This window comes from Collinsella aerofaciens, assembly GCF_040926265.1.
In the GTDB taxonomy this organism is placed as follows: Bacteria; Actinomycetota; Coriobacteriia; order Coriobacteriales; family Coriobacteriaceae; genus Collinsella; species Collinsella aerofaciens_BB.
The window spans coordinates 66,812-80,153 of record NZ_JBCOIL010000005.1; the positions used below are offsets into that span (position 1 = coordinate 66,812).

The 13,342-nt window shown below is 59.1% G+C and carries 16 protein-coding genes; 13 read left to right on the plus strand and 3 right to left on the minus strand.

Features of this window, described 5'->3' with window-relative positions:
• Positions 1-11 precede the first annotated feature (11 nt).
• The 10 genes from AB5767_RS02505 (at position 12) to AB5767_RS02550 (ending at position 7,927) form a co-directional block, all read left to right on the plus strand.
• Entirely contained in the window at positions 12-812 is an 801-nt protein-coding gene (locus AB5767_RS02505; protein ID WP_138374476.1) for a purine nucleoside phosphorylase YfiH/LACC1 family protein, read from the plus strand.
• Complete coding sequence (locus AB5767_RS02510; RefSeq protein ID WP_368131417.1) at positions 809-1,645, plus strand: phosphate ABC transporter substrate-binding protein; 837 nt, start codon at positions 809-811, stop codon at positions 1,643-1,645. The genes AB5767_RS02505 and AB5767_RS02510 overlap by 4 nt, the downstream gene beginning before the upstream one ends.
• Before the next feature lies 1 nt (position 1,646).
• Positions 1,647-2,573: a phosphate ABC transporter permease subunit PstC gene (gene pstC / locus AB5767_RS02515; RefSeq protein WP_346976975.1), complete on the plus strand. Its 927-nt coding sequence runs from the start codon at positions 1,647-1,649 to the stop codon at positions 2,571-2,573.
• 3 nt (positions 2,574-2,576) lie between these two features.
• The gene (gene pstA / locus AB5767_RS02520; RefSeq protein ID WP_368131418.1) at positions 2,577-3,482 is read left to right on the plus strand and encodes a phosphate ABC transporter permease PstA; all 906 of its coding nucleotides are present in this window, start codon (positions 2,577-2,579) and stop codon (positions 3,480-3,482) included.
• A gap of 12 nt (positions 3,483-3,494) precedes the next feature.
• Complete coding sequence (pstB, locus tag AB5767_RS02525) at positions 3,495-4,298, plus strand: phosphate ABC transporter ATP-binding protein PstB (RefSeq protein ID WP_089571588.1); 804 nt, start codon at positions 3,495-3,497, stop codon at positions 4,296-4,298.
• A gap of 92 nt (positions 4,299-4,390) precedes the next feature.
• A complete protein-coding gene (locus AB5767_RS02530) occupies positions 4,391-5,248 on the plus strand; it encodes a phosphate signaling complex PhoU family protein (protein WP_006234247.1) in 858 nt (285 codons plus the stop codon).
• Positions 5,249-5,367: 119 nt separating this feature from the next.
• Positions 5,368-6,105 (plus strand): YggS family pyridoxal phosphate-dependent enzyme, encoded by a 738-nt coding sequence (locus tag AB5767_RS02535; RefSeq protein ID WP_368153302.1) that lies wholly within the window; start codon positions 5,368-5,370, stop codon positions 6,103-6,105.
• A 60-nt stretch (positions 6,106-6,165) separates the two neighbouring features.
• Positions 6,166-6,888, plus strand: a complete 723-nt coding sequence (locus tag AB5767_RS02540; protein ID WP_055251691.1) for a cell division protein SepF — start codon at positions 6,166-6,168, stop codon at positions 6,886-6,888.
• Between the two features lie 36 nt (positions 6,889-6,924).
• Entirely contained in the window at positions 6,925-7,191 is a 267-nt protein-coding gene (locus tag AB5767_RS02545; protein ID WP_488192565.1) for a YggT family protein, read from the plus strand.
• Positions 7,192-7,252: 61 nt separating this feature from the next.
• Positions 7,253-7,927: a DivIVA domain-containing protein gene (locus AB5767_RS02550; protein ID WP_346964908.1), complete on the plus strand. Its 675-nt coding sequence runs from the start codon at positions 7,253-7,255 to the stop codon at positions 7,925-7,927.
• A 166-nt stretch (positions 7,928-8,093) separates the two neighbouring features.
• Here the strand turns inward: AB5767_RS02550 and AB5767_RS02555 are convergent, their stop codons facing one another.
• The 3 genes from AB5767_RS02555 to AB5767_RS02565 form a co-directional block, all read right to left on the minus strand.
• Entirely contained in the window at positions 8,094-8,624 is a 531-nt protein-coding gene (locus AB5767_RS02555; RefSeq protein WP_368131422.1) for a nitroreductase family protein, read from the minus strand.
• Positions 8,625-8,909: 285 nt separating this feature from the next.
• Positions 8,910-9,533, minus strand: coding sequence for a DUF47 domain-containing protein (locus AB5767_RS02560; protein ID WP_368131423.1), 624 nt, complete (start codon positions 9,531-9,533; stop codon positions 8,910-8,912).
• A gap of 67 nt (positions 9,534-9,600) precedes the next feature.
• A complete protein-coding gene (locus AB5767_RS02565; protein ID WP_006234237.1) occupies positions 9,601-10,650 on the minus strand; it encodes an inorganic phosphate transporter in 1,050 nt (349 codons plus the stop codon).
• Positions 10,651-10,900: 250 nt separating this feature from the next.
• On the opposite strand from AB5767_RS02565, the gene AB5767_RS02570 reads away from it, so the two are divergent.
• The 3 genes from AB5767_RS02570 (at position 10,901) to AB5767_RS02580 (ending at position 13,273) form a co-directional block, all read left to right on the plus strand.
• A complete protein-coding gene (locus AB5767_RS02570) occupies positions 10,901-11,239 on the plus strand; it encodes a hypothetical protein (protein WP_006234236.1) in 339 nt (112 codons plus the stop codon).
• A gap of 84 nt (positions 11,240-11,323) precedes the next feature.
• Positions 11,324-12,019 (plus strand): Bax inhibitor-1 family protein, encoded by a 696-nt coding sequence (locus AB5767_RS02575; RefSeq protein WP_368131425.1) that lies wholly within the window; start codon positions 11,324-11,326, stop codon positions 12,017-12,019.
• 138 nt (positions 12,020-12,157) lie between these two features.
• The gene (locus AB5767_RS02580) at positions 12,158-13,273 is read left to right on the plus strand and encodes a TIGR02452 family protein (protein ID WP_368131426.1); all 1,116 of its coding nucleotides are present in this window, start codon (positions 12,158-12,160) and stop codon (positions 13,271-13,273) included.
• Positions 13,274-13,342: the final 69 nt, after the last annotated feature.

A 13,342-nucleotide genomic window follows, 5' to 3' on the forward strand; every position in this document is an offset into this window, starting at 1 on the left:
GAGGCTTTAGTATGGCAGCACGTGCGGACAAAGTTTCGCGTGTCGACCATGATGGAGTTACGTTGGTGGAGGGCGCGACATCCGATGTTCGCTTTGCCTTCACCGAGCGCGCCGGTGGCGTTTCCGAAGATGCGTACTCCTCACTCAACTTGGGCTCGCATGTTGGCGATGACCCCTTTGCTGTTCAAGAAAATCGTCGTCGTGCGCTCGAGGCTATGGGTGCCGCCGAGTGCGAGCACAACCTGCTCGTTCCCAATCAGGTCCATGGTGATCATATCGTTGCGGTGACCTCGAACGGCGCCGATGACCTTGAGGACGTTCGCGAGCAGATTGCCGAGGGCTGTGATGCCATCGTCTGCACGGCGCATAACGTGCCCGTGCTGCTCTGCTTTGCCGACTGCGTTCCCGTGGTGCTGGTGGCCCCCGGCGGATTTGCCGTGGTGCACTCCGGTTGGAAGGGCACGATTGCACGTATTTCCGCCAAGGCGTGCCAGGCGCTTTGCGATGCTGCCGGTTGCGATGCGAGCGACGTTTCCGCCTATATCGGCCCCCATATCTTGGGTGACGAATATGAGGTATCCCAGGAACTCATGGATCGCTTTGCCGCCGAGTTCTCTTGCATCGATGCGAATACCTCTCGCATGCTTGATCTTTCCGCTGCCATTCGCGAGGCGCTGGTAGATGTCGGTGTCGACGCGGATAATATCGTGGATACCCAGCTTTCGACCGTGCGTCAGAACGACCGCTTTTATTCCTACCGTAACGAGGACGGCACCTGTGGGCGCCATGCTGCGATCGGCGTGATGCTATGAGAAAGATCGTATCGGTCCTGAGCGCCGCTGTGCTTACGCTTACGCTGTGCGCCTGTTCTTCGGGATCTTCTACCTCTTCCATTACCGTCGCTGGCTCCACGACCTGCCTTCCTATCGCCGAGATTGCGGCCGAGGGCTTTAAGGAGGAGACCGGCATCGACGTGCTCGTTTCCGGTTTGGGTTCTTCCGCTGGCATCGAGGCCGTCAGCGCCGGCACGGCCGATATCGCCAGCTCCTCCCGTGGGCTCAATGCCGACGAACAGGATCTGGGCCTGACTCCCATCGTCATTGCCCACGACGGTATTGCGGTCATCGTGAACGACGACAACCCCGTCGATAACCTCTCGACCGAGCAGCTCCGCGATATCTACGCCGGCAAGATTACCAATTGGAAAGAGGTCGGTGGCGAGGACCTGAGGATTCAGGTCATCAACCGAGACGAGGCGTCCGGTACGCGCGAGGCCTTCCGTACCATCGTGATGGATGGCACGCCGTTCGATCGCCGCTCGGCTGTTCTTTCGGGTACGGGCCAGGTGCGCGACGTGGTATCTCGTTCGCGTGGGGCCATCGGCTACATTTCGCTGGGCTTCGTCGATAGCCTCAACGCCAAGACCTCGGTCAAGGCTGTCTCGGTCAATCATGTTGAGGCGTCCGAGAAGACGGTCGCGAGTGGCGGCTATCCCATCTCGCGCGACCTTTACTTCTTTGTGAAGGGTGCGCCTTCGCAGCAGGCGCAGGATTACATCGACTACGTGACGTCCGAAAAGATGGACAAGCAGATTCGCGATGCGGGCTTTATTCCCGTCACCAACGACGAGAAGGGGAGTGAGTAGCATGGAAGCACAGGAAAACTCCCAGACTGAGCAGAATGCTCAGGCACCCAAGAAGCGCGAGCTGGCGCTCGTATCGCGCAGTACCTATATCAAGGAGAAGGCGCTGCAGTGGATCTTCTTTGCCTGCGCGTTTTTGGCGGTCGTTACCGTCATCCTGATTTTTGTCTTTACCACGTACTCGGCGCTGCCCGTCTTTACCGACATCGGTCTGGCGGACTTCTTTAGCTTTACGTGGGCGCCTTCCGAGGGCCACTACGGCATCTTGTCGCTGCTTGCCGGCTCGGGTCTGGTGACCGTCGGTGCGCTCGCCATGGGCGTGCCGCTGGGCGTGGGTACGGCCGTTTACCTGGTCGAGATTGCCAGCAAGCGCGTGCGCAAGCTCATCAGCCCCGCCGTTGACCTGCTGGCGGGCATACCCTCCATCATCTACGGCTTCTTTGGCATGATCATCATCCGCCCGTTTATCGCACAACTGACCGGCGGCCTTGGTTTTGGTGCGCTGACGGCGTGGTTTGTGCTCGCCATCATGATCGTCCCTACCATCACCACGCTCACCATCGATGCTCTCAATTCCATTCCCATGGGCATTCGCGAGGCATCGTATGCCATGGGCGCCACCAAGTGGCAGACCATCTATAAGGTCGTGTTACCTGCCGCCAAGCTGGGTATCGTGGATGCCATCGTGCTGGGTATGGGCCGTGCCATCGGCGAGACCATGGCCGTGCTCATGGTCGTGGGTAACGCCCCGGTTATTCCCGATAGCATTGCGAGCCCCATCTCGACGCTCACGAGCCAGATTGCGCTCGACATGAGCTATTCCTCGGGTCTGCACCGCTCGGCGCTGTTCGGCATGGGCGTGGTCCTGTTTATCATCTCCGCCACACTGGTGGGCATCGTCCGTCTGATTTCCAAGAAGAAGAGGGGGTAGGCTATGTCCGATTCCGTTGACGCGACGGTCGATGCGACCTCGTCGCGCGAGCGCATCAAGCGTGCCCTTTCCCACGGCAAGAAGGGCCGCATCAACAAGGACCTGTCCAACAAGATCATGCTTGGCGTGTTCCGTGCCGCTGCCTACATCACCACGCTGGTGCTGGTCGCTATCATCGCCTACGTGGTCATCAACGGCCTGCCACACATCTCGCTCGACTTTATCTTCGGTTGGCCCCAGGGCGTCAACGCCGAGGGCGGAATTTGGCCCACGATCGTCTCGACCGTCTACGTGACGGCGCTCGCCATGCTTATCTGCACGCCGATCGCTGTGCTGGCAGCCGTCTATCTGGCCGAATACGCCAAGCAGGGCAAGGTCGTCGAGCTCATTCGCTACGCTGCTGACGCTTTGGCCTCGGTGCCCTCCATCGTTATGGGCCTGTTTGGCTACGCCTTGTTTGTCGAGGCCATGGGTCTGGGCCTTTCGATGGTCTCGGCCGCCCTGGCACTCGCGCTCTTGATGCTTCCCATCGTCATGCGTACCACCGAAGAGGCCATTCGCGCCGTTCCGCGCTATATCCGCTGGGGCGCATATGGCCTGGGCGCCACCAAGTGGCAGGTTGTCTCCAAGATCGTGCTTCCTTCTGCCTTTGGCCGTATTGCCACGGGCATCGTTCTCGCCATCGGCCGTGCCATTGGCGAGACCGCGGTGGTGCTCTATACCATGGGGCAGGCCATCAATCTACCTATTTCGCCGCTCGATTCCGGCCGCCCCATGACGGTTCACCTGTATCTGCTTGCCAACGACGGCATCAACATGAACGCAGCCTACGGCACCGCGCTCTTGCTGATGGTGATCATTCTGGCCTTCAACCTGTTTGCGCGCTTCCTGTCGCGCAAGCGTCGCTAGTTAAGGAGTCCCATGTCCGTTTATCAGTCCGCTCCCACGTTGGAGCAAGCGGCCATTACGGCCAAGGATTTCAACTTTTGGTACGGTGACTTTCATGCGCTGACGGGGCTTGACCTCAACATCGCCAAAAACGCCATCACCTCCTTCATTGGCCCTTCGGGCTGCGGCAAGTCGACGTTTTTGCGCTGCATCAACCGCATGAATGACCTGATCGAGGGCACGCGCGTCGAGGGCACCATGACGCTCGACGGCAACGATATCTATGCCGAGGGTGTCGACCCGGTCGATCTCCGTCGTCGCGTGGGCATGATCTTTCAGCAGCCCAACCCGTTTCCTAAATCCATCTACGAGAATGTCGCCTTTGGCCCTCGTCTGCAGGGCGTGACTAGCAAAAGTGACCTCGATGACATCGTGGAAGAATCGCTCAAGCGCGCCAACCTCTGGAAAGAGGTATCCAATCAGCTCAACAAGGATGGTTTGGCGCTCTCGGGCGGTCAGCAGCAGCGTCTGTGCATCGCGCGCGTGCTTGCGGTGCAACCCGATGTCCTTCTGATGGACGAGCCCTGCTCCGCCATCGACCCCACGTCCGTCTCTAAGGTCGAGGATCTGATGGCCGAGCTGGCGCCCGAGATGACGATCATCATCGTCACGCATTCAATGCAGCAGGCAGCTCGCATTAGCGACTACACCGCATTCTTCTTGCAGGAAGTTGCCGGCGAGCCCGCTACGCTCATCGAGTATGGTCAAACCGACGCGATCTTCACCAGCCCGGTGGACTCGCGGACGGAAGACTATATCACCGGCCGCTTTGGCTGATCGGTGCGACTAGTCCCAAGCCGATCGGATCTGGTCCGGTGCGTATTCACTGTGCGGGCGGCATGACCGCACCCAACTGATTGGAGTGAACCATGCGCAAACTGTTTTCCCGTCAGCTCATCGAGGCCCGTCACGAGATGCTGAGCATCTACGAGGCCGTCGATCTGGCCCTCCACGATGCCGTGAAGGCCTATGTGACCGACGACCGCAAGCTCGCCACCAAGACCAAGAAGCGCACGCTTTCGATTGACGCACGCTGCGCCAACCTGGAGGCCGTCTGCTACAACCTGATTGCCACGCAGTCACCGGTCGCCTCCGACTTCCGCTTGCTGCAGACGATCATCTACGTCGACTTTAACCTGCAGCGCATGACCGATAAGGTTCGCCAGATTTGCCGCGCCACGCGTCATATGATCAAGGCCGACATCTCGCTGCCCAAGGAGCTTGTCGGCACGGTCGAGGCCGAGGCTGAGGCCGTCTACCAGGTGCTGGGCTCTTCGCTTTCTGCGCTCGTCACCAACGACATGTCCATCATCTGCAACTTGGCCGTCGAGGACGAGCCAGTGCACGCCGCCTACGAGAAGTTCTTCCGCACCTTTAACCGCATGGACACGGGCGATTTTATGGACGACGACAGCAACTATGACGACCTGCGCCGCGCCATCATGGTATCGCGCTATCTCGATCGCATCGCCTCGATTTCCATCGATGCCGCCTGCCGTCTGACCTTCCTGTTGACCGGACAGCGTATGACTGCCGGTGATATCGCCTGCACTGATGAGGATGAGCTCGAGAGCATGCGCGTGCCTTCGGGCGAGGGTGTTATCATGAGGCCCGCCGTCGATGCACGCTACGTTGCCAAGGTGCCCGTTAACGAGGTCAGCGAGGGTCTTCGCTACCTGCTCGATCATCTTGAGGATGAGGACGATGGCGAGGACGACGAGGAGTAAGTAACCCCGTTCGTCGAAAGATTGTAAATACCTAAGTGAGCGCGGCCTTGCACATGCGGGGCCGCGCTCTTGCGTTAGCATGGGACTACTTGTTTGGCCGTCAGCGGAGGCGATTGGCAATGGATAACTATTTGGACTTGATGCGCGCTCGCCGCGAGCAGATTCTGGAACGTTTTTATGCGGCGCTCGATCGCGCAGGCCGTCCCCACGACGCCGCGCGCCTCATTGCCGTGTCCAAGACCGTTGGTGTCGATGAGACCGTTGCCGCCATCCAGGCGGGGTATCGCCATTTTGCCGAGAATCGCCCGCAGGAGCTGGTTCGCAAGCTCACGCGTCTGGCGGAGCATCCGGAGCTGCCCGAGGTGCGCTTCGATATGATCGGCAACCTGCAGACCAATAAGATCAATGCGGTGCTGGGCTCAGCCGAGCTGATTCACTCGGTGGGTTCGCTGCATCTGGCGCAGGCGATCTCGAGCCGTGCTGTCAGCAAGATTGAGGCAGGCGAGCTCGCCGGCCCCCAGCGTGTGCTCATTGAGGTCAATGTGAGTGGTGAGGAGTCGAAGGGAGGCTTTTCGCCCGATGAGATTCGCGCCGCCGCGGGTGAGCTTGCAGAACTTGAGGGAATTTGCGTACAGGGGCTTATGACTATGGCGCCCCGGGGGAATAAGGATGTGGCACGCCGCACCTTTGCGGGGCTTCGTGAGCTGAGGGATGAGCTGGAGGCGGCGCATCCCGATTTGAACCTGCCTGAGCTTTCCTGCGGCATGAGCGAGGACTTTGAGCCTGCCCTTGAGGAGGGCTCTACGCTCGTTCGCCTGGGCAGGGTAGTATTTAGCCCGGAGTTTGCAGTAAAATAAGGCTCTGAAGTGCGCACTGATTATCGGGGCGCCTGCACTAAACCGCGAGAGGACACAAGCATGGGCTTCCTTGACGAGATTAAAAATAAGATGCACCTGGGCGGCCAGCAGGGTTACGACCAGGGTTATGGCCAGGATGACGACTACGGCTACGATGACGGCTATGACGATAGCTATCAGGGCAACGGCTACAGTGGTGCTTCGGGCGAGGGCTTCTACACCCAAGACGAGCCGAGCAACGGCCTGCTTGGTCAGACGCGCCGTGGTGAAGCTGAGTCGGTTGCCGTGTATACACGCTCCGGACAGCTGGTCGGCGATGACTCTCGCCATGCCACGACGTATAACCCGCCTTCGCGCTCGCAGGACAGTGTTGCGAGCGGTTATCGTCCTGGTGCTTATGACACGCCGTCGAGCTACGCCGAGAACACCCGCGCCCGTGCCGCCGCTGCGCCCGCGCCTGCACCGAGCGATGCCTCGGCCTATGCGAGCAATATCATCAACGCCACGCCGCAGCTGCCGGCCTATGTCCTGCGCCCCGAGAGCTATGATGACGTGGAGACCGTGGTGCGCCGCGTTCGCACCAAGCAGCCTGTCGCACTGATTTTTGTGGGCGTACGCACCGAAGTTGCCAAGCGCGTCTTGGACTTCTCTTACGGCTTTGCCTGCGGTCTGGGTGCCACGGTCAAGGAGGTGGGCGACCGCGTGTTCATGGTGCTGCCCGCCGGTTGCGAGGTCAAAGATTCCGATCTCAAGAAGCTTCGTGCCGACGGCTACCTCAAGTAAAGACAAGACGAGGAGATTCCCATCAACATCTACACCATCGTCCAGCTGGTCAACACGCTGTTCAACTTCTATTCCACGCTCATTATCGTCTACTGCTTTATGACGTGGATTCCCATGAAGCAGGGTGGTTTGCTTCAGGATATTGCCGCGGTGCTTGATAGCGTGTGCGGTCCGTGGCTTAACCTGTTCCGTCGTTTCATCCCGCCGATGGGCGGTATCGATTTTTCGCCGGTCGTTGCGATTATTGCGTTGCAGTTGGTGCAGAGGCTGGTTCTGCAGCTTCTTATAGGTATACTCGTGTAGAACTGACTTAGTAACTTACGTCGGGCGTGTAGCGCCGAGGCGATGAAAAAGGAGACTTGTTATGGCTATTACCCCTGCAGACATCCAGGCTCAGACTTTCTCTGAGGCCAAGCGTGGCTACGATCCTGCTGAGGTCGACGTCTTCTTGGAGACGCTGTCCTCCGAGGTTGACGCTATGCTCGCTAAGATCGTCGACCTTAAGGGTCGTCTGACTGCTACCGAGCAGCAGCTTGCCGATGCGCAGGCTCAGCTTGCCCAGGCTCAGGATGCCACCGCCCAGGCCGCTCCTGCCGCCCCCGTGGCTGCTCCCGCCCCTGACTTCTCCGCTCAGGAGCGCCAGATTTCCGCTGCCTTGATTGCTGCCCAGCAGACCGCTGAGACCATCGTCAACGATGCCAATGAGAACGCTGAGCGCATCCGCAACGAGGCTGACGCCAAGGCCCGCGAGGTTATCCGCCAGGCTCTGACCGAGAAGCAGGCCGAGCTCGAGGAGATCGATCGTCTCAAGGCTTCCCGTGAGGAGTTCAAGGCCGAGTATCTCAAGCTCATCCAGCACTTTATGGACGATGCCCAGAACTCCTTCCCGGCCGATCTGATGGCCTCTACGCCGGTCGGTTCTGCCGCTTCTCCTGCGGTGACTGTTCCCGCCGAGCCGCTGCCCGTCGCTGACCCGGTTGTCCCCGTGGCCGATCCCTTCGCCCCGATCGACAACTTTGCTGCCGACGACCTGGACTAACATTCGGCCTACAATTTAGTGCCTAGAAAGGACCCGCAGCTTGCGGGTCCTTTTTTATGACTGTGCCGGGGTGCGTAACATAAAAAACCGAGCCCTGCACATAGTGGCGCAGAACTCGGCGAACGGGTGAGCGGTAAAAGGTAGGTTTTAGGGTATGTGCCAAAAACTACTTGAGGAGGAAGTCGGGGAGGGGAATGGTACGGGCCTCGCGATGCTCGGGATCGGCGATGTGGTCGGCAGGATAGCCACAGACGAGCATGTGATAGGGATAGACGCCCTCGGGCAGGTTGAACCGCTCCTGTGCCACCTCAGGCTTAAAATGGCATACCCAGCACGTTCCCAGGCCCTGCTCGGTGGCCTCCATCATCATCTGATCACACACGATTGAGGTGTCGATTTCACTAGAATTCATCTGGTCATACGGGCGCACCCAAGCATCACCGGTAACGCTGCAAATAAGGAAGACAAGCGGAGCGCCAAAGATAGACTCATCACGAGCAAACCGAGGCTGACAAGCAGCTGCCTTCTCCAGAAGCTCAGGCGTATCCAACACCATCACACGGGTTGGATGATTATTACAAGCAGAAGGAGCAATACGCCCAGCCTCAACAATGGCATCCACCACAGCCTGCTCCACAGCCCGATCTTCAAACTCACGACAAGAATACCGACCCCGAGCCAGATCCAAATAAGACATACAAGCCCTCCAACAATTAAAAATCAAACAAACCCAAAGTAACCCAAACAGTACCCAAAGCAGCAATCAGCCAAACGCTCATCGAATACCAAAGTAAAACCCCGAGCAATCAAGGGCCATCACAGCAAAGGCCCCACCACGCTCAACCCCTCAGCCAAAGTTCCCAATGGTGGTACGTAAGGGAGCGGGCCTGACCACTAATACCTTTTGAACGACTCTGCTTGCAGCCGGAGTGAAAAAGGTATTAGTGGTCAGGCCCGCGACCGGTGGGATACGTACCCCCAATTAACTGTTCTTCATGACAATCGAATCCACGACATCGGCCACATTCTCGCAGCAGTCGGCGCAGTACTCCAGGAAGGCGTACACGTCACGCCAAGCGATGACCTCGAGCGGGTCCTTGCCGTTAACGTGCAGGTTGCGCATGGCGTTGATGTAGAGCTCGTCGGCCTCGGACTCGATGGTGTTGATCTGGATGACGAGCTCGCGCAGGGTCTTGGACTTGCGGTAGTTGGGCAGCTCGACCATCAGGTCCTTCATGGCGCGGCAGGCGTCGGTCACCTTGTGGGCGATGACGATGGCATCGGGGTGGATGCTCTGGATGTTGGTGAAGTAGACGCGCTGCACGACGCCCTCGATACGATCGAGCACGGTGTCGAGCGAGCAGCTCATCAGGTCTAGATCCTCGCGCTCAAGCGGGGTGATAAAGGCGGTGAGCAAGGCGTCTTCGAGCTCGTGGTGCTTCTTGTCTGCCGCATGCTCAATCGCATGCATCTTATTGAGCATGTCGTGGATCTGCGCGGGGTCAAAGTTCTCAAAAATCTTGGTGAGCAGCTCTGCGGCCTGGACGGCAAGGTCGGCGCAGGCGACGTAGTTGTCGAAGTAGAACGAATCGGGTTTCTTTGCCATGGGTTGGTCCTTTCGAGGCGAAGACGGGTGGGCGAGGTAATGCAGTCCGGATGGACGTTCGGTTTGACTAGAGGAACATCATGAACAGCTTGGCCATGACAAAGCTGATGAGTCCGCAGGCGGGGAAGGTGAAGAACCAGGTGAACATCATGTCTTTGACGACGCCGAAGTTGATGGCTGAGAGGCGCTTGACGGCACCGACGCCCATGATGGCGCAGGTCTTGATGTGTGTGGAGGACACGGGGATGCCGGTAAGGGTGGCAAGCAGCAGGTTTGCGGCGCCCGCCAGGTCGGCGGAGAAGCCCTGGTACTTTTCGAGCTTGACCATGCTCTGGCCGACGGACTTGATGATGCGCTCGCCGCCCACGCTGGTGCCGATACCCATAGTGGCCGAGCACAGCAGCATAATCCAGATGGGGATGCCTGCATCGCCGACGCTCGTCTGGCCGCTGGCAAAGGCCACGCCTAAAAAGAGCACGCCGATGAACTTCTGTCCATCCTGCGCGCCGTGCATAAAGCTCATGGCCGCAGCGCTCGCGATCTGAGCGTATTTAAAGAAGACATTGGCACGTCGCCTGTTGGCGGCGGCGAAAAGAATCGAGACGAGCTTGCACAGGACCCAGCCCATGACAAAGCCCAGGCCGATGGAGAGCGCCAGACCGTAGATGACCTTCATCCACTCGTGGACGTTGACGCTGCTCGCACCGCCGAGGGCGATGGCGGCACCGGTCAGGCCGGCGATAAGGCTGTGGCTTTGCGAGGTGGGGATGCCAAAACGCGACGCTGTGGCGCCGTAGACGACGATGGAGAACAGCGCCGCGCATAGGCAGGCGAGCGCCATGGTGCTGTTTCCGCCAAAGTCGACGATATGTGAGATGGTGTTGGCGACGCTCGCGTTAAAGTGCGTCATGATGAGCACGCCGAGGAAGTTGAATGCGGCGCTCATGAGAATGGCGGCGCGGGCGGGCATGCAACGCGTAGTGACGCAGGTCGCGATGGCGTTGGGCGCGTCGGTCCATCCATTGACGAAGATGGCGCCCAACGCGAGGATCACGGTGACGGCAAGGACTGGGTTCGACACAATTTGGCCGAGGAAGGTTGAGAACGTTACGTCCATATATGGGCTTTCTCGAAGTTTGCAGACACGTTACAAAAACATGATAAATCGTATCACCTCCTGCGGGTCTCTTTACCGAGTTCTGATGGGAGAAGTGAACTTTTTGGCACTAAAATTGAATATTAGCCCTGTTGACCGCGGGTGTTCTTTTTGCTAACACGCCATGCGGACACGTGCGATTACTACGACACTCCAAAACCACAGTCTGTTCGCTTTACAACATGCAAACATGCGTTCGATAATAGGAGGCATGGAATATCGACAGACAGATGGCAAAACTCGGCGCGTGCACAAGCAGTATGTGGACGTCGTGGCTCGCATCCTCGCGGGCGGACAGGTCGTGCCGGTCACCGTCTGCTGGGTCGACGGTCGTTGCTTTACGATTGACGAGATTGTCTCGACCACTGGGTTTGGCCTGACGGTTCACGGCATCCGTACGGCAACCTATAAGGTGCGTTTTGGCGGGCACGCGACCGAGTTGTATCTGGAGGACCAGACGCGCGAACGACCAGATGGTTCGCAGGCCCATCTGATGCGTTGGTGGGTGTGGGCATTCGACCGTACGCTCGAGGGCGAGCGCCGTGGGTAAGGACGTACGGCATTCGGGTACAATGACAGGAATCTTGTCACCTGCTGCGCCGTCTTTCACGGCACTTTTTGAAAGGACGAACCTATGAACGATATCCAGGGCTATCAGAACGGCCCCGTCGAGAGCGGCGCAAGCCGCGCCAAGGAGATGTCGCCGCGCGCGTACAATCTCGCCATGTCTGCCCTGATCTTCTTGGGCTTTTGCGCCATGGGCGCCGGCGCCTACTTTACGAGCACCATGTCGTTTGCGCACATGATGATGAGCGCCGCCGCCCTGCCGCTGGTCTTTGGCTCGTTTATTTTGACCATCGTCGGCATGGTCATGATGTCGGCCGCCGCCAGCAAGCAGTCCGTGGGCCTGTCCCTTGTGGGCTACGTAATCTTTGCGAGCACCTTTGGCCTGACCGCGTCGTTTGGCCTTGCCAACTACGACCTGCCCACCATCAACACTGCCTTTATCGCCACGGCCGCCATCACCTTTGTCTTTGGCGCCTTGGGCGTGACGTTCCCCAAGTTTTTCCAGCGCGTATATGGCATCGGTTTTGGCATTCTGCTCGCTACTATTCTGGTTGAGATCGTGCTGATGTTCATGGGCGTCTCACAGACCATCACCGACCTGATCGTGATCGTGGTGTTCGCCGGCTTTATTGGCTACGACACCTATGTTGCCACGACGGTGCCGCCTACGCTGCCCAACGCCGTGCTTATGGCCTCTAACCTGTTCGTGGATATTATCAACGTGTTCCTGCGCATTCTGAACATCCTCGGCCGTCGCGACTAGTGGCGAATTGCGGCGGTGCTTGCCGTGCGTGCAAATCGATGCGAAAGGCGGTCCTTCGGGGCCGTCTTTTTTGTACGCGGCGGGGTATCATGGATGGGAAAAGCCGATAGCGGCAGAGACCGAGAAAGGTGACCACTTATGGCAGACGTCGACAACAGGAACCGTAACCGCAGGTCCAACCGAGCGGGTCAGCCCAATCCCAAGCGCGAGGCCCGTGCCAAGGCCGCCGAGCGTCACGTGGCAACTGTGTCCGAAGCGTGCGCCAAGGATATCGAGCGTTCGCTTGCCGGTGTTCGCGAGTTTGACGGTACGCCTGCCGGCTTTGTCTCGGCGATAAAGGCCAAGGTTCAGAGTGCTGTGGCCACCGAAGAACAGGTTGCCGAGGACGTCGAGGGCGCGGAGGCTGCCGAGGTCGAGGCAGCGCTCGAGCCCGTCGAGGAGCCTGCCGAGGAAATCGCCGAAGCTGAGTCCGCGCCAGCTGAGGAGCCCGCTCCGGTTCTGCCCGAGGTCACCGTGCTCGATGCCTCCACCACGCAGGCCATCTTGGACAACGGTCGTGGCTATGCGCAGTTCTGCGACATGGCCGTGCTCGCCTTTGCCTCGTTCACCAATCCGGGCGGTGGCTATATTCAGGGTTATCTGGGCCAGGAGGCCACGCTGTGCGCCGATTCGTATCTGTACAACGTTCTCGATAAGCAGCGCAAATGGTACGGCGAGAACCGTCGCCGCAACATCAACTGCGAGCTTTACCGAAACCGTGCGCTGGTGGTGCCTGCGGTGCGCTTCGACCGCAACCACGTGCATGCATACGCCGACGTGATCGTGGCCGCCGCGCCCAACGTTAAGCGCGCCCGCCAGGAGTATCGCGTGAGCGACGATGCTCTGCTGGATGCCCTGCGCGACCGCATTCGCTTTGTGCTTGCCATCTGCGACGAGCTAGGTCGCGAGAAGCTCGTGCTGGGCGCTTGGGGCTGCGACAACAACGGCTTTGACGCAGAGGCCGTGGCCGAGCTCTTCCGCAAGGAGCTCGCGTCGGGCGACTTTAAGGTCAAGCAAGTCTTCTTTGCCGTGCCTTCTACGCGCTGGGATGAGGATTTTGCCAAGTTCGAGCACGTGCTGGCAAACTTCCCCGAGCGCAACGAGGAGTCCTATGCCCAGGTTGCCGCTCGCGCTGCGGCAGCTCGCGCCGCCGAGCAGATCCAAGCTGCTACCGAGGATGATGAGGACGAGGACGACTGGCGCAAGTACCTGTAATCGGTACGTGCTGACAGATGGGTCGAGCCGGCGGGAGAGGCTGCTTCCGTCGGTTTTTTACTGAGCGAG